This is a genomic window from Pusillimonas sp. SM2304 (genome assembly GCF_031628915.1).
Classification (GTDB): domain Bacteria; phylum Pseudomonadota; class Gammaproteobacteria; order Burkholderiales; family Burkholderiaceae_B; genus Pusillimonas_C.
The window spans coordinates 910,271-930,975 of sequence record NZ_JAVLUJ010000001.1 but is presented as its reverse complement, the minus strand read 5'-3'; the positions used below and the strand labels follow the sequence as shown (position 1 = coordinate 930,975).

The 20,705-nt window shown below is 61.2% G+C and carries 9 protein-coding genes; 6 read left to right on the top strand and 3 right to left on the bottom strand.

The features are described 5' to 3' along the window. The 3 genes from RE432_RS04275 to RE432_RS04265 all read right to left on the bottom strand — a co-directional run bounded on the left by RE432_RS04275 (position 1) and on the right by RE432_RS04265 (position 4,721). Entirely contained in the window at positions 1-2,349 is a 2,349-nt protein-coding gene (locus RE432_RS04275; RefSeq protein WP_310931985.1) for an acyl-CoA dehydrogenase, read from the bottom strand. Continuing rightward, positions 2,346-3,080 (bottom strand): TetR/AcrR family transcriptional regulator, encoded by a 735-nt coding sequence (locus RE432_RS04270; RefSeq protein WP_310931984.1) that lies wholly within the window; start codon positions 3,078-3,080, stop codon positions 2,346-2,348. The genes RE432_RS04275 and RE432_RS04270 overlap by 4 nt, the downstream gene beginning before the upstream one ends. Before the next feature lie 213 nt (positions 3,081-3,293). Further along, positions 3,294-4,721 (bottom strand): NAD-dependent succinate-semialdehyde dehydrogenase, encoded by a 1,428-nt coding sequence (locus tag RE432_RS04265; protein ID WP_310931982.1) that lies wholly within the window; start codon positions 4,719-4,721, stop codon positions 3,294-3,296. Between the two features lie 629 nt (positions 4,722-5,350). Here RE432_RS04265 and RE432_RS04260 point away from each other — a divergent pair. The 6 genes from RE432_RS04260 to RE432_RS04235 all read left to right on the top strand — a co-directional run bounded on the left by RE432_RS04260 (position 5,351) and on the right by RE432_RS04235 (position 20,522). Then, positions 5,351-6,802 carry a TolC family outer membrane protein gene (locus RE432_RS04260; RefSeq protein WP_310931981.1) on the top strand — a complete coding sequence of 484 codons (1,452 nt, stop codon included), beginning with the start codon at positions 5,351-5,353 and terminating at the stop codon, positions 6,800-6,802. A 58-nt stretch (positions 6,803-6,860) separates the two neighbouring features. Next, positions 6,861-7,079 (top strand): hypothetical protein, encoded by a 219-nt coding sequence (locus RE432_RS04255; protein WP_310931980.1) that lies wholly within the window; start codon positions 6,861-6,863, stop codon positions 7,077-7,079. Beyond that, positions 7,079-9,244 carry a type I secretion system permease/ATPase gene (locus RE432_RS04250; RefSeq protein ID WP_310933025.1) on the top strand — a complete coding sequence of 722 codons (2,166 nt, stop codon included), beginning with the start codon at positions 7,079-7,081 and terminating at the stop codon, positions 9,242-9,244. The genes RE432_RS04255 and RE432_RS04250 overlap by 1 nt, the downstream gene beginning before the upstream one ends. Further along, positions 9,241-10,581, top strand: a complete 1,341-nt coding sequence (locus RE432_RS04245) for an HlyD family type I secretion periplasmic adaptor subunit (protein ID WP_310931979.1) — start codon at positions 9,241-9,243, stop codon at positions 10,579-10,581. Before RE432_RS04250 ends, RE432_RS04245 begins: the two co-directional genes overlap by 4 nt. A 24-nt stretch (positions 10,582-10,605) precedes the next feature. Then, positions 10,606-11,226, top strand: a complete 621-nt coding sequence (locus RE432_RS04240) for a response regulator transcription factor (RefSeq protein WP_310931978.1) — start codon at positions 10,606-10,608, stop codon at positions 11,224-11,226. A 290-nt stretch (positions 11,227-11,516) separates the two neighbouring features. After that, positions 11,517-20,522 (top strand): retention module-containing protein, encoded by a 9,006-nt coding sequence (locus tag RE432_RS04235; RefSeq protein WP_310931977.1) that lies wholly within the window; start codon positions 11,517-11,519, stop codon positions 20,520-20,522. The last annotated feature ends 183 nt before the right edge of the window (positions 20,523-20,705 follow it).

Below are 20,705 nucleotides of genomic sequence, written 5' to 3'. Positions count from 1 at the left end.
TTATGCAACTTTGCGCGCCGGCGATGCCGCGGCGCCGGCAGTGCTCGACATGTCGAAGGGGAAGTCGTCCACGGCAATCACGCGGTCACGCAGCGCGTTGCGGCGTTGAATGCGCTGGTATTCGTCGTCGTCGATGCCGCCGGCGGCATGTACGGCTGTGGCAATGTCGCGTACGTTGGCCAGAGGGTTGCCGTCCAGCTTGCCGCTTTTTTCGAACTTGCGGATCTTGCTGTCTATGGCGGCGGTATCGCGCGTCATGGCGAAGGCCGCTTCGATGGCGCCTACAGGGTCCTGTACGTCGTCGGGCACGAAGCAGTCGCGTGTCAGGCGGTCACGGCTGGCGCCAGGCTGGGTCAGCAGCTTCGCGACGTCTTGGCCGAGCTGGTCGGAGGGCGGGCCGAAGGGGTGGCCGAAAGGGAAAACCAGCACGCGCAAGGCGCCCGCCACCACGCGGTTAGGGAAATTCGCCAGCACGCCTTCGAACGCATCCTGCATTGTGTGCAGGGCGTCTTGAATCGCCCAGTGTGCCAGGGGGGCGTCGGCGGCTTGGCGGCCTTCGTCTTCAAAACGCTTGAGCGTTGCGGAAATCAAATACATTTGAGACAGGATGTCGCCCAGCCGGGCCGACAGGCGTTCGCGCATTTTCAGCGAGCCGCCCAGCACCAGCATGGCGGCATCGGCCAGTACGGCAAACGCGCTGGAATAACGGCCAAGCTGCCTGTAGTACACCGCCATGTCGTCCGCAACGTCGGTGTCTATCTTGACCAGGCGGGCGCCCGTCAGGCCGTGGCCCAGCGCGCGCAGCACGTTGCCCACCGTAAAGCGGACATGGCCCCAGAAGGCCTGGTCGAAGTCGTGCAGGCCCTGTTTGGGGTCGGGATGCTGGGCGGCGTGCATTTCATCCAGCACGTGGGGATGGCAGCGGATGGCGCCCTGGCCGAAGATGATCAGGCTGCGGGTCAGGATATTGGCGCCTTCCACCGTGATGCCCACCGGAATCTGCTGGTAGGCGCGGCCCAGGAAGTTCGATGGCCCCAGGCATATGCCCTTGCCGCCTATGATGTCCATGCCGTCGTTGACGACGCTGCGGCCGCGCTCGGTCAGGTGGTATTTGACGATGGCCGAGACCACCGACGGCTTTTCACCCAGGTCGACCGCCGTGGCCGTCATGCTGCGGGCCGCATCGATCAGGTAGGTGTTGCCGCCTATGCGGGCCAAGGCTTCTTCGACGCCTTCGAATTTGCCGATAGGCGTGCGGAACTGGTGGCGGACCAGGCAATAGGCGCCTACGGCGCGTGTGGTGATCTTGGCCATGCCGGTAAATGACGAGGGCAGGGAAATCGAGCGTCCGGCGGCCAGGCACTCCATCAGCATGCGCCATCCCTGGCCCGCCATGGCGGCGCCGCCGATAATGAAATCCAGCGGCATGAAGACATCGCGGCCGCGCGTGGGGCCGTTCATGAACATGGCATTCAAGGGAAAGTGGCGGCGCCCGGTTTCGACGCCCGGGTGATCGGCGGGCACCAAAGCGCAGGTGATGCCGATGTCTTTCTGCGGGCCGAGCAGGCCGTCGGGATCGTACAGCCGGAAAGCCAGCCCCAGCAGGGTGCAGACGGGCGCCAGGGTGATGTAGCGCTTGTCCCAGCTGACGCGCATGCCCAGCACTTGCCGCCCTTCCCATTCGCCCATGCATACAATGCCGCTGTCGGGAATAGCGGCGGCATCGGAGCCCGCCCACGGGCTGGTCAAGGCAAACGCGGGTATGTCCTCGCCCGTGGCCAAGCGGGGCAAATAATGGCTTTTCTGCTCGTCGGTGCCGTAGTGCAGCAAGAGTTCGGCGGGCCCCAGCGAGTTGGGTACCATGACGGTGACCGACAGGGCGGAGTTGCGGGTAGACAGCTTGGTCACCACCTGCGAATGCGCCAGAGCCGAGAAACCGCGGCCTCCGTATTCCTTGGGAATAATGAGACTGAAGAAACGGTTCTCCTTGATGTACTGCCAGACCGGCGCGGGCATGTCGTACAGCTCGTGGGTAACTTGCCAGTCATCGACCATGCCGCACACCGTTTCCACCTCGTTGTCCAGGAAGTCTTGTTCTTCTTGGGTCAGTTGCGGTTTGGGAATGGCGTGCAGCTTGGCCCACTGCGGTTTGCCGCGGAACAGCTCGGCCTCCCACCATACGGTGCCCGCTTCCAGCGCATCGCGCTCGGTGTCGGACATTTGTGGAAGAATTTTCCGGTAGAGCGCGAATATCCGGCGCGACAGCAGGGCATAGCGCAAGGGCCGCAGGCCCAGGACCAGGGCTGCGGCCACGATAAGAATAGCCAGCAAGGCAATGAAGGCGTTCATGAAAAGCTCCTGGAGTCAGGTGCTGCCGTGGGGGTGGGCGATTCGTGTTTGCCGTAGGCTGGCAAGGGCTCGGCGCCGGGCAGCGGCGCCCGCAAGCCGCCCAGCAAAAAGCTCATCAAGCGATCCAGCAGCAGTTGCGTGTTGCCGGCTTCGCCGTTTTGCGTATGGGACAAGTTGGCGGCGGCACGCAGATCGGACGTTCCGCCGATGGCGTACGACGTAGCCCCCAGCATGAACTGAAAGCGCCAGACGATTTCGTCTTCGGGTACGCCGGGAAGCGATTTGAGCAGCGCATGCTTGAAGCGCGCGAACACGCCGGAGTGCTCGTCGATGATGGCGGCCCGGATGAAGCCCCCCGGATCGGACATGCTGCGCTCCAGCAAAGGGACGAAGGCGGTCGGGCTGTCGCCGGCGCCGCAGGCATGGCGCACCAGCGGGCCGAAAAATGCCTCCACAATCTGCGACGGCTTGAGCGCCAGCCCCTGCGCCTGTTGCTCCAGCTCGTCCAGCAGGGTCAGGCGTTCATTATTCAGGGCGGCCAGGCGCCGTTGAAAGACGGCTTGTACCAAGCCGTCTTTAGAGCCGAAGTGGTAGTTCACGGCGGAAAGGTTGACCTGAGCCGCCGTGGTGATCTGGCGCATCGAGGTGTTGTCGTGTCCTTGGCGGGCGAATAACTGCTCGGCGGCATCAAGAATGGTGTCACGGGTAGCGGAGGAGCGAGAGGCGACCATGGTGTCTGAGGGTGTGTAAGTGGCAAGAATTAGTTCAAACGTTTGTTTGAATTTACGCGTGAAACAGGGAAAATGAAAGCTGGGGTTTGTCCCAAGTCCTGGGAAGGGGCAGGCACAGCGCGGGCAACATTCAGGCCAAGAAAAACCGCCATGCCCTTTTCAGGGACATGGCGGTCAGTGAAATCCACGGCGCCGCACAGGCGCCGAATGGCATCAGATATGGGTCACGAACTTGGTGACCAGATAGCCGTCGAAGGTTTCCGTGCCGCCTTCGCTGCCGATGCCGCTGTCTTTGATGCCGCCGAACGGGGTTTCGGGCAAGGCGCTGCCGAAGTGGTTGATGTTGACCATGCCCGCCTCGATGCCGTTCGATACTTTGGTCGCCGTCTGCAGGGAATTGGTGAACACGTAGGATGACAAGCCGAAGGGCAGCGAATTGGCCCGCTTGATGACATCGTCGGTGTCCGAAAACCGGGTCAGAGGCGCAATCGGCCCGAACGGTTCTTCCGTCATCAACATCGAGTCCTCGGGGACATCGGTTACCACGGTTGGCGAGAAGAAATGGCCTTTGCGGTCAAGGGTCTCGCCGCCCAGCACCACTTTGCCGCCCAACTGCAGTGCGTTGTCGACGAACTTCTGCATGGTCGGAACACGGCGTTCGTGCGCCAGAGGCCCCATTTGCGTGTCGGGGTCCAGGCCATCGCCGACCTTGACGGTTTTAAGCGTATTGACGAACCCTTCCAGGAACTGGTCATAGACCTTTTCGTGAATGTAGAAGCGGGTGGGCGACACGCATACCTGACCGGCGTTGCGGACTTTGAAGCGGGCCAGTTGCTTGGCGGCGCGGTCGATATCGGCGTCGTCGAAAACCAGGACGGGGGAATGGCCGCCCAGCTCCATGGTGACGCGCTTCATGTGGGCGCTGGCCAAGGATGCCAAGTGTTTGCCCACGGGTACCGACCCCGTGAATGACACCTTGCGCACGATGGGCGAGCGGATCAAGTAGTCGGACACTTCGCTGGGTACGCCCCAGACAATGTTCAGCACGCCGGGAGGCAGGCCGGCATCGTGGAACATGCGGGCAATGGCCATGACAGCGCTGGGCGAATCTTCAGGCCCCTTCAGGATGATGGTGCAGCCGGCGCCGATGGCGGCGCACACCTTGCGTATGGCCTGGTTATAGGGGAAGTTCCAGGGGGTAAAGGCGGCGCAGACGCCAATGGGCTCGCGCAGCACCATCTGCCGGACCTCCGGCGAGCGCGGCAAGATCACGCGTCCGTATATGCGCCGGCATTCTTCGGCATGCCAGTCGGCGTGATCGGCGCAGGACATGATTTCGCCCACGGATTCGGCCAGCGGCTTGCCCTGGTCGAGGGTCATGTTGCGGCCGATTTCCTGGGCGCGCTCGCGCGACAGCTGGCCTACCTTGCGAAGGATCTCGGAACGCTGCATGGGCGAGCTGTGCCGCCAGGTTTCGAAGGCCCGCGCGGCTGCGGCCAAGGCCCTGTCCAGGTCGGCGGTACTGGCATGCGGCAACTGTCCCAATACGTCAAGCGTGGCCGGGTTGGTGACTTCTTCGGTCTTACGGCCATCGCCCTCCAGGAATTCACCATCTATATATAGGGCCAGTGTCTCGTACATGTTTGTTCTCGCTTGCGGATAGGGGATTATGAAAGATCAGTGGGGCGCCGCCGTACGGAAGCGCCCCATGTTTTATAGCATGGGGGCGCCGCTGCATAAAAGTTGCCCCGATGCAACGTTTGGTGTTTTGTCCCGATTTATGCTGGTTTTTGGGAATTTACCCGGGGAAACGGTGGATTCCCGATACGCCGTGAGCAATAAAAATAAGCAAAATTAACAATTGTTGTGCTAAAAGAGTGTAAAAGCGGGTGTTTATAGATAGTAATAACAGACATTAATGGATACAATCGCCCCAAGATGAAGATCGCGCATGCGTTTCGGCGGCGTCTGCCTGCAGTGCCCAGCGAAACCAATGCCGTATCCGATATCCCCAAGACGCAAGGTTATGCTTCAAGAATACGGGCCAGAATCCCGTAGCTCCGCCTTGCCACTAGCGAGCTAGACGGTCGAGTGCCACGAAGGGTCATAAAACAATACGACTCCGTTTGCGGAACACTCGCTTCCCTGTAAGCGGAATACACCCACCCTGAATAAATAAGCCACTGGTCATTGACCAGGCAGACACGTGTGCGTCGATGCAGCGTGCTCGCGCTTTCATATAAACCTTCAAAGCATTCCAGGAGACCCTGATGTCCTTGCGTCAAGTGATAGGTGTTGCTTTATTCTCAGCAGCAACGACTTCCGCCCCCGTGGCGTGGTCGCAAACGAGCAACATTCAGCAGTCCATAGAAAGAACCGTACTGAGCCACCCGGAGATCCAGGCTCGGTTTCATGACTTTCAGTCTACGCTGGAGGGGCAAAATGTAACGCGCGGCGGCTTGTTGCCGGAAATCACCGCCCAGGGCTGGACCGGCCGGGAGTGGCGGGGCAGCACGTCGGACTCCGATTCGGCAGACTGGAGCCGCAACGGCTATAGCCTGCAATTGCGCCAGTTGCTGTTTGATGGCTTCTCGACCCTGAACAATGTCAAGCAACTGGGTTTTGAGAAGCTGTCGGGCTATTACGAGTTGCTGTCGACGGTTGACAACCTGGCCGCCGAAGCCGCCTTTGCCTACCTGGATGTGCAGCGCTATCGGGAAATGGAACAATTGGCGCGCGACAACTACGGCGTGCACGAAGCGACCTTGAAGCAGATACGCGAACGCCAGGAGTCGGGTGTAGGCCGGGGTGTGGATCTTGAGCAAGCCAATGGCCGGCTGGCCCTGGCGCAGTCCAATCAAATGACGGAAACCAGCAACCTGAACGATGTTTCCATGCGGTATCGCCGCATTGTGGGCGAGGCCCCGCCTGCGACACTGCTGGATGCGCCCGATATCTCGACTTATCTGCCCGACGCACCCAAAGACTTCCTGCCGGCATTGCGCAGCAGCCCCATGATTCTGTCCAAGCAGGCCTTGGTGCAGGCTTCCGAAGCGGGCGTGTCGTCCGCCAAGGGCCTGCATGCGCCCACGCTCGAACTCAGGGCCGCCACGGGCAAAGACCGCGCGCAGCCCGGCATGCCGTATCGCGACGCCCAAAGCTCCAACGTGCAACTGGTCCTGTCATACAACCTGTTCCGCGGCGGCGCCGACCAGGCCCGGGTGCGCCAGACCAAGGCGCAGTCCTACGCGGCACGCGATGTGCGCGACTACACCTGCCGCAATCTGCAGCAGGACCTGTCGGTTGCCTGGAACAACATCATCAAGCTGCGCGAGCAAATGCCCTTTCTGCAAGAGCATGAGCTGGCCACGTCCAAGGTCCGCACCGCCTATATGCAGCAGTTCCAGATTGGTCAGCGTTCCTTGCTTGACTTGCTGGACACCGAGAATGAGCTGTTTGATTCGCGCCGCGCGCTGGTCAACGCTGTTTACGACCTGAAAAAAGCCGAGTTCCGCTGGCTGGCGCTGTCGCACCGCGTGTTGCCGGCGGTGTCGCTGTCGCAGCCTTACGACGACGCGCCCGACGAAATCAAAGAGCTGGAATTCACTGAAGAACACTATCAGGCTTGCATGGCGCCCGCGCCCGACACCAGCAATCTTAAACCGATTGCCATGGAGTACCGCGACAATATGCAGCCGCCCGTTATCAAGACCTTGAACTGATCGGATCGGGGCGCAGCCGCGCCCAGGATCATCGTGGTGTTGCCATGAAGGACGTTTTGTGGAAAAAGATCAAGCCCGGAATGCAGAACTTTCAAACCTGGACGCTGGCTTCATCCGGGTTCTGGAAGATCTTATCGACGCGTTGCTGGCGAACGGTACGTTGCGGCTGACTGACTTGCCGCCAGAAGCACTGGCCAAGTTGAATCAGCGCAAGCATGCGCGCAAGCGCTTGCGCAACGCGCTTGACCTGATCGACGACGAGGACAGTGTGCTGTGATGCAAGCCGTCCACGACCCGCAAAATCAGTCTCATCCGCCGCACCTGGTGCATGACGACCCCCTGCTGGCCTGCATGGTGGCGTTGACCAAAATCCACGGCCATCCCTGCTCGGCCCAGGCCTTGTCGGGCGGACTGCCTTTGGTCAACGACAGGCTGACCCTGGCCCTGCTGCCCCGCGCCGCGGCGCGGGCGCATTGCTCGGCGCGTTTGCTGCGGCGCCAGTTGAACAACTTGCCCGATGCCCTGCTGCCGGCGATTCTCATCCTGAAGGGCGAACGCGCCTGCCTGTTGCTCGAGGCCCGGGCCGGTACGTACGTGGTGCAATATCCGGAAGTGGACACGCCGGTCGAGGTTGTGGCCGACGTGCTGAATGCCGACTACACAGGGCTGGCCTACTTCGTCAAGCCGCTGTTCCGCTTCGAGCCGCGCGCGCGGGACACCCCCCAGGCGCGCAGCAAGCATTGGTTCTGGGCAGTGGTGTTCGAAAACTGGCGCCTGTACCGCGACGCCCTGCTGGCCGCCGTGCTGATCAATATCTTTGCCCTGGTCATGCCGCTGTACACCATGAATGTGTACGACCGCGTGGTGCCCAACAATGCGATTGAAACCCTGTGGGTGCTGACGGCCGGCATTGCGATTGCGATGGTGTTCAACCTGGTGCTGACCAGTGTGCGGTCTTATGTGATCGACACCGCCAGCAAGCGGGTCGACGTCAAGTTGTCGGCCCGGATCATGGAGCAGGTCCTGGATCTGCGCATGGAAGCGCGGCCCGCTTCGGTGGGTTCGTTCGCCGCCAACCTGCGCTCGTTCGAATCTGTGCGCGACTTTATTGCATCGGCCAGCCTGACCACGCTGGTCGACTTGCCCTTCGTCCTGCTTTTCCTGGCGGTGATGGCCTGGATTTCCCCCTGGATGATCATTCCGCCGATCGTCGCCATTGTGGTGGTGCTGGTGGTGTCCTTCGTCGCCCAGGCGCGCATGTCGGCGCTGGTGGTGGAAACCTTTCAGGCCAGCGCCCAGCGCAACGCCGGCCTGGTCGAGTCCCTGGCCGGGCTGGAAACCGTCAAGACGCTGAATGCGCAGGGAACCGCCCAGCGCAAATGGGAAAGCGCCACCGAATTCCTGGCGCGCCTGGGTGCCCGCATCAAGCTGATTTCGGCGGTGACGGTCGGCTTTGTGCAGACGGCCCAGCAACTGGTCACTATCAGCGTTATTGTGATCGGCACCTTCCTGATCCAGGATGCGGCCTTGTCCCTGGGCGGCATCATCGCCTCGTCCATGATCGCCGGCCGTTGCCTGGCGCCTTTGGGCCAGGTTGCGGGCCTGATGATGCAGTATCAGAATGCGCGGATTTCGCTGGCGTCCATCGACAATTACATGGGCATGCCGGTCGAGCGTCCGATCGAGCGGAACTTTGTGCCGCGCCCCTTCCTGAAAGGCGCCATCGAACTGCGCAATGTCAGCTTTCAATACCCGGGTAGCGCCCAGGGGGCGCTGGACAAGGTCAATCTGAAATTCGCGCCCGGCGAGAAAGTCGGCATTATCGGGCGTATCGGATCGGGCAAGTCCACGCTGGAAAAGCTTATTCTGGGCCTGTATGAGCCCACAGCGGGGGCGGTGCTGGTGGACGGTATCGATATCAAGCAGATCGATCCGGCCGACCTGCGCCGCGCCATTGGCTATGTACCGCAAGACCCCGTGCTTTTCTATGGCAGCCTGAAATACAACCTGACCCTGGGCGCACCGTTTGCCGAAGATTCGCGCATGTTGAATGCTGCCCGGGTGGCGGGTATCGAAGAATTCGCCGCGCGGCACCCCGACGGCTATGACATGATGATAGGCGAACGCGGCGAGTCCCTGTCGGGCGGTCAACGCCAGTCGGTGGCGGTGGGCAGGGCGTTGATCAACGACCCGCCCATATTGTTGATGGACGAACCCAGCAGCAATATGGACAACCAAAGCGAAGCGCTGCTCAAGCGGCGCCTGAAAGCCATCTCCACCGATAAGACGCTGGTCCTGATCACGCACCGGACGGCGCTGCTGGAACTGGTCGACCGCCTGATCGTCGTGGATAACGGACATGTCGTCGCCGACGGTCCGAAAGACCAGGTGGTGGAAGCCTTGCGCCAGGGCCGTATCGGCCGCTCGCGGGAGGCCGCATGATGCCCGCAGGCGGACTGAAGAACGGTATTGCGTCGAGCCGCAGCGAGGCGGAAGTCAGCGACGCCAATCTGGTCATCGAGCTGCAGCAGGCGCGAGGTTCCCGCCTGTTGTTGTGGGTGTCCTTGCTGGCGGTGGTTGCGCTGATCGTGTGGGCGTCCATGGGCAGCATCGACGAAGTGGTGCGCGGGGAAGGCAAGGTCGTGCCATCGCGCCAGGTACAGATCGTGCAAAGCCTGGATGGCGGTATTGTCGAAGAGATCCTCATCCGGCCGGGCCAGGCAGTGGAAGCGGGCCAGACGCTGCTGCGCATCGACCCCACCCGCCAGTCTTCGTCGCTGGGCGAGAACCAGGCCGAGATGCTCAGCCTGACGGCCCGCGCAGCGCGCCTGGAAGCCCTGGCCACGGGCGAGCCTTTCGTGGCGCCCGAGGAAGTCCTGCTCAAGGCGCCGCAGGTGGTCGAGATGGAGCGCCGCGTATGGGAGTCGCGCACGCAGGAGCTGAATGCCGCCATCAAGCAGGCACAGGATCAGCTCAAGCAGCGCGAGCAGGAGCTGCGTGAAACACAGGCCAACCGCGACCAGGCCGCGTCCAGTTGTGGGCTGACGTCCCGCGAGCTGCAGGTGACGCGGCCATTGCTTAAAAGCGGCGCCGTTTCCGAGGTCGATCTGCTGCGCCTGCAACGCGATGTGGCCCGCTATTGCGGCGAAGCCAAGGCGGCGGGCGCACAGATCGACCGTATCCATGCCGCCATTGACGAGGCCAGCACCAAGGTGGAAGAGTCGGAACTGACCGTGCGCAACCAGGCCCGGGTCGAGCTGTCGGAGGTGCGCGGCAAGCTGGCTACCCTGCAGCAGGGGCAAGTGGCCTTGGTCGACCGGGTCAACCTGGCCGAAGTGCGCTCGCCGGTGCGGGGCACGATCAAATCGCTGATGGCCAACACGGTGGGCGGCGTGGTGCAGCCGGGCAAGGACATTCTGGAAATCGTGCCGACCGACGACACGCTGTTGCTGGAGGTGCGCGTCAACCCGCGCGATATCGGCTTCCTGCATCCGGACCAGAAGGCTGAAGTCAAATTCACCGCCTACGACTTTGCCATTTATGGCGGACTGCAAGGGCAGGTCGAGCAAATTGGCGCCGACACGATAACCGACGAAAAAGGCAATTCTTTCTACATCGTCAAAGTCAGGACAGACCGTGCTTATGTGGGGGACGATGCCCGTCCCATCATTCCCGGAATGGTGGCGGAAGTACACATATTGACAGGCAAGAGGACAGTGATGCAGTACCTGCTCAAGCCCGTTTTGCGGGCTCGAGCCAACGCGTTTACCGAGCGCTAGGCTCTCGGGGTTAAAGAGGTTGATATGCAAGCGGTTTCAGTATTGTTCGTTACGCACGACGACATCCTGTGGCAGCATTGGCGGCAACTGGATCAGGCCGCATGGCTGCCCGCGCGTGGCCGGGGACTGCAGGATTTAAGGCGTTGGAGCGGCCAAGGCCGCGGCTTGGCCGTGCTGGACGCAAGCCTGCCGGGCTTGCCCGCCTGGGGCGATCCGGCCTGGGCGGGCCTGGTGGCCGGCCAGAAAGTGGTCGTGGCCAGCATGCACCCTCATGACGAAGAGGGCAAACAAGTGCTGGCATCGGGCGCAAGCGGCTATATCCACGCCTACATGCCCACGAAGGCGATGGCGACGGTGTTGGAAACGGTCGCGGCCGGCAGCGTATGGATGGGCCAGACCTTGCTGGCCCGCCTGTTGCGCCAGATCGATCACACCCTGCATAAAACCGATTACTGGGGCGAAGGCCTGACCTCGCGCGAGAAAGAAGTGGCCGAGCGCGCCGCCATAGGGCACAGCAACCAGGCCATTGCCGAAACACTGGGCATCACCGAAAGAACCGTGCGGGCCCACTTGTCTGCTGTATTCCAGAAACTGGGCGTGAACGATCGCTTGATGCTGGCTTTGAAGGTGCACGGTATCCAGTAAAACGACACCACCGCATAGATCCGTGCCGCCGCAGCGGCTTGACGGCCCCTTTCGCATCACCCGCGCAAGGGGCCGCATGCGTTTTACAACACGCTAAACACAAACTTTACTCAACTTGACGTTTCAAGGCGGCGAAAAGGCGTCTTTTCGCCTGAACCTGTCGTGTCCGACAGTATTCAGGCAAACGCCCGGCACCTACCATCCCAGTGCTGTTTCGTCTGCTGCGCCTTTTTGCAAGGGGCGGCAATCCGCATCTCATCAATTGCTTAATCGTTAAAGGTTCTCTCATCATGGCAACGAGCACATCCCTGATCACACAAGTCACTGGTCAAGCCTGGGTACGGGGCAGCGACGGGTCGCTGACCGCCCTGCAGCCGGGTATGCGTGTGCCGGTCGGTGCGGATATTGTGACCGCCGTCGGGGGCAGCGTTCAATTGCAGGCTGACGGCCTGCCGCCTATTACCATCGGCGCAGGCCAGGATGTGCAGCTGAGCGCTGACATGTTCCAGCCGGACGTTGATCCGGCATCCGCTGCCGCGGAAACGCCGGCCGATGCGGACGTAGCCCGGGTTGCTCGTGCGCTTGAATCCGGGACGGACCCCTTTGAAGAGCTCGATCCCACCGCTGCCGTGGTGCAGGGCTCGGGCGGCGATGGCGGCAGCAGCTTCACTCGCTTGGCAGCCGTGGTGGAAACCACGACCCCCTTGGGCCTGGAATACCCCCGCCCGGTGGTCCCCACGCCAGAAGAAATCCGCTTGGGCGGCACCGGCAGCAACCGGGCGCCCGAGTTGGTCGATCAAGGCGTATCCGGTACGGGCTTGCTGGACCAGTTCAATGATGACAGCGACGACATCACTCCCATCAACGTCGGCATGCATTTCACCGACCCCGATGGCAACCCTTTGACCTTTACCGCCACTGGCCTGCCCCCCGGGCTGGTGCTGGACCCGATTACCGGCATCATCAGCGGTACGCTTGACAGCTCCGCCAGCCAGGGCGGCACGAACGGCAACGGCATTTACAAGGTCGTGATTACCGCCACCGACCCCTATGGCGCCAGCACATCGCTGACCTTCAATTGGGGCGTCAACAACCCGCCGCCCGTCGCTGATGACGATGCCGCCACCACCGAAGAAAACACCGTCGTCACCGGCAATGTGCTGCGCGGCGAACCCGGCACAGGAGTGGGCCGCGACAGCGACCCCGATGGCGACAAACTGGTGGTGACGGAAGTCACCAATACCGACGGCGCCAAAGTGCCGGCCGGCAGCCCGATTACGGGCGTAAACACCGATGGCGGCAAGGGCGGCGGTACTTTCGTCATTCACCCTGACGGCAGCTACACCTTCACGCCCGGTAAAGACTTCGATTACCTGGCCGACGGCGAAAGCACCACCACCACGGTCACCTACAAGATCAGCGATGGCGACGGCGGATTCGATACCGCCACCCTGACGATCACCGTCACGGGCAGCAACGATGCGCCGCGAATCGATGCGGGCGGTACCGACGACGCGGCGACCATTACCGAAATCGAAGACGGCAAGCCGGGCGAAAACACGGTCACGCATGAAAAAACAGGCGTCATCAAATTTGCCGATGCCGACGACAGCGATACCCACACTATCGACGTGGCGCCCAATCAGCCCGGCTACCTGGGCGAACTGACTATTGCCGACAATGGCGACCGGACCATAGGCTGGACGTTCAAGGTCGATGACAAGGATATTGATTACCTGGCCGTGGGCGAGACGCTGACGCAGGAATACGAAGTGACCGTGACGGATGAAAACGGCGCACAGACCAAGCAAACCGTCACGATCACCATCGTGGGTACGAACGATGCGCCCGTCATTGACGAGGCCGGCAGCGACACGACGGGCGCAGTCACTGAAGATGCGGCGGACCCCACGGCGAGCGGTTCGCTGGCATGGGGCGATGCCGACACCCGAGACGAGCATACCTGGACGGTGACCCAGCCAGGTCAGTACGGTGAGCTGACCATTAACGATAACGGCGAGTGGGTCTATGAGCTGGACAGCCGGAAGGCCGATCATCTGCCTGCCGGAGAAACAGCGACCGACACCATTACCGTAAAAGTCGACGACGGCCATGGCGGATGGGATACGCAAGAAATTGTCATTACTATTACCGGCACGAACGACGTGCCGGTCATTGAGGACACGACTGTGGCCGCCGGCCTGGTCAAGGAAGCCGGCCATGAGGAAGCGGGCATCCCCAGCGTCGCGGGGCAACTGGTGGCCAGCGATGCCGACGACGATGCCAAGCTGACCTGGAACTTGAAGGATGCGGATGACAACGATGCCTTGACGCTGCAGGGCGTGTACGGGTCCATTACCCTGAACGCCCAGACGGGCGAATGGACGTATACGCTGAACAACGACGCCGACGTGACCGAAAAGCTGAACGCTGGGGACAAGGAAACCGAAATCTTCAAAGCCTACGTCAGCGATGGCCAGGGCGGCGTGGTGGAGCAGAACATCACGGTAATCGTTGAAGGCACCAACGACGCGCCTGTGGCGGTTGCCGATACGGATACCGTTGTAGAGGCTGGCGTTGCTATTGGCGGCAACGATGCGTTTGCCGGCGCCAAGGCGCAAGCCACGGGCAACGTGCTGGACAACGACACCGATGTGGACGAGGGCGACAAGGCGAATCTGAAAGTGGGGGGTGTTTACCTGGGCGCGGATACCAGCGGCACCGAAAGCGCGGCAGGCAGTCCCGTGGACGGCAAGTATGGCAGCCTGGTGTTGAATGCAGATGGCACGTACACCTATACCCTGGCGGATGGTAGTAGCGAGGTGCAGGCACTGAAGGCGGGTGCTGAAGTCACGGAAACCTTTACCTACGTGGTCGTGGACGAGCAGGGCGCCGAACACTCGAATACATTGACCATTACCATCACCGGCACCAATGATGCGCCAACGATTACTTCTGACGCCACCGCAGCCCAGGGGACGGTGACTGAGGCAGGGCATGACGCGGATGGGACGGCGAATCCTGGCGTCGACACGGTCGGCGGCACCTTGACCTCGGATGATGTGGATGCCGATGCAACGGCCACCTGGAGCATCCAGGGCAGCGGCAACGGCACGTATGGCACGATTGCAATCGATCCGTCGACGGGGCAATGGACCTACACGCTGGATAATGATCGCGATGCAACCCAGGCGCTCAAGAATGGCGACGAAAAAACGGAAACCTTCACGGCCCGCGTTCAGGACGAGCATGGCGCCTGGGCCGAGCAGGTCATCACGGTGACCGTGCATGGCACCAACGATGCGCCCACGGCCACCGGCGAAAACGTGACGCTGAACGAGGATCCCACCGAGGGCCCTGCGGCCAATGCCAAGATCGGCAACGTGCTGGACAATGACCACAATGCTGAAGGCGACAATCTGGTCATCAGGGAATTCACCATCGAGAGTAATGTGGCAGGTGATGACGGCGCCTTGGTGGTCTACCAGCCCGGCACGGTCGTCGAGTTTGCCAACGGTATCGGCACATTTGTGTTGAACGCCGATGGCAGCTATGTCTTTACGCCCGCAGCGAACTATTCAGGACCCGTACCCAAAATCACCTACACCGTGCAAGAGCCTTCCGGCAGCGGTGAAGACGGCCTGACGGCGACCGCTGACCTGCAGTTCACGGTGACGCCGGTGGCCGATGCTCCCGAGTTGTCTGACCCCACAGACGTGGATACGCCCGAAGACACTGCCATTGCCTTGAACCTGACGGCGCCCGTTGTGACAGACAAGGTCGACCATAACGGCGCCGCAGGCGATGGCGACAACCCTGAGCAGCTTGGGCCGATTACCCTGACGGGCATTCCGGCGGGTGTCCAGCTGCTTGATGGCGACGGCCATGTGTTGGCTACGTCGAATGGCGGGCCTATCACGATCGTGCTGAGCAACCCTGAAGCCGGCAATGGCCACACTGCCGGCGCCACCGGCGTGAGCATGACCAAAGAGCAGTTCGAGTCGCTCCAGGTCAATCCTGTCGCCCATGACGGCAACAATTTTACGGTGACGGTCAGTGTCGGCAGCTATGAAGTCGACAATGCCGGCAATCCCCTTCCCGGCATTGCGCCCGCCACGACCACGGTCACTGTCGAGGTGGATGTGCAGGCGGTGACCGACCCGGTCACGCTTGAATTCGAGGACGGCACGGCTGAACGCACCGTCTCCATGAACGAGGATGCCAAGTTCGACCTGACCAGCCAGCTCAAAGCGGCATTTGAGGACACGGATGGTAGCGAGCAGCGCGAGATCGTGATTGGCGGCCTTCCCCCCGGATCGAGTGTCTTCGTGAACGGAACGGCGATCACGGTGGGAAGCGATGGCAGTTTCACCATACCGACCACAGGCCAGACCGGCGACATCGGCAGCTTCCCCAAGATAGAAATCCGCCCGCCCGCTCATTTCAGCGGCGATATCGACAATATAACCGTCACGCTCAATGCCAAGGACACGGATGGAGACAGCAGCCATACGACGACGGTCGAGACCGATAGCGTTACGCTGAACTTGCAGGTGGGCGCCGTGGCGGGCGACGTGTCCGTCGGCGGCGTGACCGGCAAGGAAGATACAGCGATCAAATTCCTGGCCAACGTCAAGCTGGTGGATCTGGATGGCAGCGAGACCATCACGGGGCTTGCCATCAAAGGCGTGCCAGAGGGCTGGGTCGTCAAGGATGCCGGCGGAAATGAGGTGCTTCCGGATGCGGATGGAAACTATGTCCTGCCCGGAACGAGTCTTGGCACAGATGCTTCCGGCAACTTGACGGCATACAAGGATTGGACCGTTACGCCCCCCGCGCACAGCAGCAAGGATGCCACCTTCACGCTGAATATTGAAACGACCGATGTCAATCCCGTGACAGGCGTACCCCATGTCGTTGACAAGGACTACAGTCTTAACGTGACGGTGACGCCCGTGGCTGAAAAGGTAGGTGGCGACACCGACGGCGATACGAACGCCGACCTGACCATGACGGGGGGCCACAGCTACAGCGATGGCGTAGCGGGCGCCGAGGACGGCTGGTTTGAGCTCAATCAGGATGGCTTCAATCTGCAAGCGGGCTGGGCCAACGAGGACGGCCGGCCCATGGATGGCGCCGGGCCTAACGATCATGCCGCGGATGGTGGTACGGAAGCCACGTATGCCTTGCTCACGCCGGTTCTGGTACAAGGAGACTCCGAAGCCAAGACCTCCGTAGAGGGCGCGCAGTTCAGCTACATCGATGCGGATGGCAAGGAAGTGGTCCTTACCTACAATGGCAAGGATCCCGTCCAGATTCCGATGGAGTTCCTGCATACGGTCAAGTTCAAGGCGCCCCCGCATGTGTCGGGCGAGTTCCAGATAGGGGTCCAGGCCAAAACGGTCGATACTGATCCCGACACCGGCGCAACGGTCGAGGCGATTTCCGGCAATGCGACGCTGGATGGCATCTTCATCGCGCCCGTGGCCGACAAGGTGACGCTGGCGGTGGGCGGCGTCGATGGCAGGGCGCAGGGCGATGAAGACACCGCCATCGGCCTGTCCATCCGCCCCAGCAGCTCGGATCCTTCGGAGATCTTCACGGTCAGGATCAGTGATATCCCCGCCGGCGCGGTGTTGACCTATGACGGCGCGGTTGTAGAGATCGTCGGCGGTATCGCCACGATCCCGGATTTCGACAGCAGCAAGCCTCTGACCATTACGCCGCCGCTAAACAGCAATACGGATTTCACCCTTAAAGTGGAAGCGCAATCGGTCGATGCCAGCCCTGGCGGCCCAACCAGCGAATCGCCCTGGCAAACGCAGGATTTGCCTGTTCGCGTCGATGGCGTGGCCGATGCGGCAAACGTCGAGCTCAATGATGTGTCATTCGTCGAAGACCAATCAGGCGCAGGCATTACCATCAGCTTGTCCGAGCTGGTTGCCAGCGCCACGCTGACGGATACCGACGGTTCTGAAACCTTGTCGTTCAAGATCACCGGCTTGCCCGACGGCTTTACCGTCGAAGGGGCGACTTTCATCGGGGGCGAAGGCGCCGAACGCGAATGGGTGTTTACCCAGGACCAGTTGAACAGTGTTTCTATCAAGGTGCCCGAGCACTACAGCGGCAAGCTGCCGGGAGAGCTATTGGCCATCACCACCGAGAACGACGGACATTCGACCGGAACGTCGGTGGACTGGAGTGTGGACATCACCCCTTCGCCCGAATCCGATATGGCGATGCGCTCCATTATTAACGAAGACCAGCGCGGCAAGGTGGACTTCAGCATTGCCAACAATCATGGCGATACCGATGAAGCGCTGACGGCGGTGTGGATCAAGGTTGATGAGGTGGACGGCAAGGATTTCACCTTGTTCCTGGGCGAGAATGGGCCAAGCCTTGCACAGGCGCTTATACAAGGCTTAATCCAACTGGATAGTACGGGCCAGTATTACGAGCTGCGCGGCGATAACATCAATAATGTCTACGCCCAGGCAGGCGAAAACTTTGCCGGCAATCAGCCCGGAAAGCCCAACCCCTCTTTCGATGTGAAGTACGAAGTCACCGATAAATCCAATGACGGTACGCAAACGGAAGTCACGCTTGTAAAAGAGGGCCAGCACACGCTGGAGGTCGCTCCTGTTACAGATCCGATTGACTTGGTGCTGGGCAACGTTACCGGTGATGGCGTGACTGGCAGTGCGACGGACGGCTTTACCTTGACGCAAAGCGGCCAAATCAGTGTCGATATTACGTTAGCTAAACAGCCAGACGAGTCGGCGGGCACTGGCCCGGATCATGACGGCAGCGAACAGTTCACGCAAGTCGTCATTTCCGGTGTGCCTGACGGCATGCTTGTCGACGGCCTGAACGTCGGCGGCCAACCTATCGGCAGCGTGACTTTCCTGGGTGACGGCAAGTGGGTCATTTCCATTCCGCAAGACCAGTATCCCGCCTTCACGGGTAGCGGCATTGCCGGCAGTGTGCAGTTCAGCGCAGGCAGCCACTTGAGCGGCAACTTGGTAAACCACCCCATTACCATCACGGTCGTCACGCAGGACAGCGGCGCGACGGGCACGGCGACGGATAGCGAAACCTTGCTGGTATCCACCGACTTCGCGGACGGCGGCGACCCCGAACCGACGGTAGATGTCACGTTTACGCAGAACCCGGACTTTGTGGGGACGGAAGACACGTCCTTCAAGCTGAGTGAGGCGTTTGCCGGCACGGTGAACGGATCCGGCACCCATTTCACCGTGGTGCTGACTTTGCCCCCGGGCGCCCAGGTCAGCAGCGGCGGCCAGGCCCTTACGCCGACCATGATTGATGGCCAGGAAGTCTGGGTCATCAGCGGTCAGGGCGATCAGGCTGCGCTCGATGCTTTCCTGGATAACATCCTGGTCACACCGCCCGCCAACTTGAACGACAACACGGGCGGTTTCGAGATCGATGCCACCTTTGCGGCGCATCTGGACAATGGCAGCCAGGATCAGGCCAAGCTGGAAGATGTGGTGATCCCCTTGACGCCTGTGACCGACCCCGCCGTGATCGAGGTCGGTTTCTGGGCTGCTGACGAGAACGGCCAGCCGACTGAAGAACCTGCGCAGGAAGGCCGCGATGTGGCCATCACCCTGGATGTGACCAGCCCGCTGGACGGCGCCACCGCATTAGGCGACACCTTATACGTCAAATTCGAAGAAGGCGGCGGCTTGAGCGGCGGCATCTTGAAAGACGCGGACGGCAACCCGCTGGTTCTGCAGTCCGTGGCGGCAGGCCAGGTGCCGGGCCTGGACGCGGGTGACTACTATGTGGTTGATCTGGGCGGCAACGCCACTGCGCCTCACAATGTGAACTTGATCTATACCCCTGCTGAAGGCCAGGCATTCCAGGATGGAACGCTTGCTGTGGGGGCGTGGGCACAGAATCAGGAGCTGGGCGCGGAAAATACCACCCTTGGCACGGGCGTCGCCACGGGCGAGCTGCAAGGCGTCAACAACGGCTACGAGATCACCGTCGGTACAGAGGTGGAGCCCGGTAGCTGGGTGGTCACCGGGGCTGAAAACCAGCATGGGGGCGCCGGCGGCCGTATCCAGTTGGATGTGGGCGGCGCGGGGCTGATTGATGCCGATAGCTCGGAATCCGCCTTTGTGGCCTTGCTGAAGAACCTGCCCGCCGGTTTCCTGGTCTACGTCGGCAGCGATGCCGGCTCCGCGGTATTGGCCGGGAACGCCGGGGTCGACGCCAACGGCAACAACGTCTGGAATATTCCTTTGGACGCCAACGGCATGTTGCCCGCCTATATTGCCGTGCAGCCGCCGCAGAATTGGAGCGGTACGCTGGAAGATGTGCATCTGTCCGTGCTGTCGGGCGAGAATGGCCAGGACACCCGCGACACGACGGTGGCGGAATTCGACCTGGTCGTAGAGGCCAAGGCGGACGGCATCCTGTCGTTCAGCCCGGCGCCCTCCTTTGGCCAAGAGGGCGACATTATTCAACTGAACCTGAATATGGTCATGGCCGACGGTAAGCTCGCGGGTGAAACCGACCAGTCGCACGAAACCATCACGCTGACCTTGTCAGGCCTGGGCGAACATACCGCGTTCTACGTGGGTGGCGGCCTGGACGGCTTGTTGGGAAGCGACAAAGTCACGTATGACAGCGTTACCGACACCTACACGGTGTCAGGCTTGAGCCAGGCTGATGCCGACAAGCTTGGTTTTGTCCAGGCGGCGGGTGCGGCACAAGGCACGGTCACTGTTGACGCGTGGACCGTCGAGTCGGCAGGGGGCGACGCCTCCGACGTGAAGACGGGCGAGTTCGACCTGAGCATCTTTGACCATCCCGCCACAAATGGGGACGACACACTGCTGTACGGCGGCGGCCTGCTCGATGGCGGTACCGGCGAAGACACTGTCTGGCTGCGTCTGGGCGAAGACATCGACTTTGGTGAGGTCAACGGCGGCGATATTTTCAGGAATATCGAGACGATCGACCTGACTCGCCCGGGCTTCGACCATGAATTGTCGAACTTGAGCGCCGAAGACGTCCTTGATATGACGGATGCCGACAACTTCCTGACGATCAAGGGCGATGAAGGTGATGCGCTATCGTTGGCGGGCGACGGCTGGAGGCTTGATGATGCCAAGACGGAAGAGTATGGCAAGGATGTATACACCGCCAAGGTGCAGCAGGGAGATCAGGAAGTTGATGTCTTTGTGGCGGTTGACGGTGTAGAGCTTGCCAATCAGCTTGCCAACAAGTTGATTCAACAGGGTGGCGCTGCCACAGAAGGGTAGAAAACCTGCAGTCTGATTGAGCGTTGCTGCTCACATCGCCCGCCTATGCAACCCGTAGGCGGGCGATTTTCACAAGTGGCCTAAACCATTTGGTGATCAGCCAAATCAGTAAAAACTTCCAAAACCTGTCGCCAGCGCCAGTATCGCAATATCAAATGGTTACCTATGATCCGGTTTTACTTA

Bases quoted from the DNA above. Each gene is read 5' to 3' on its own strand.
- RE432_RS04270 (WP_310931984.1), bottom strand. From the start codon at position 3,080: ATGGTCGCCTCTCGCTCCTCCGCTACCCGTGACACCATTCTTGATGCC.
- RE432_RS04250 (WP_310933025.1), top strand. From the start codon at position 7,079: ATGCAAGCCGTCCACGACCCGCAAAATCAGTCTCATCCGCCGCACCTG.
- RE432_RS04245 (WP_310931979.1), top strand. From the start codon at position 9,241: ATGATGCCCGCAGGCGGACTGAAGAACGGTATTGCGTCGAGCCGCAGC.
- RE432_RS04235 (WP_310931977.1), top strand. From the start codon at position 11,517: ATGGCAACGAGCACATCCCTGATCACACAAGTCACTGGTCAAGCCTGG.
- RE432_RS04265 (WP_310931982.1), bottom strand. From the start codon at position 4,721: ATGTACGAGACACTGGCCCTATATATAGATGGTGAATTCCTGGAGGGC.
- RE432_RS04275 (WP_310931985.1), bottom strand. From the start codon at position 2,349: ATGAACGCCTTCATTGCCTTGCTGGCTATTCTTATCGTGGCCGCAGCC.
- RE432_RS04260 (WP_310931981.1), top strand. From the start codon at position 5,351: ATGTCCTTGCGTCAAGTGATAGGTGTTGCTTTATTCTCAGCAGCAACG.
- RE432_RS04240 (WP_310931978.1), top strand. From the start codon at position 10,606: ATGCAAGCGGTTTCAGTATTGTTCGTTACGCACGACGACATCCTGTGG.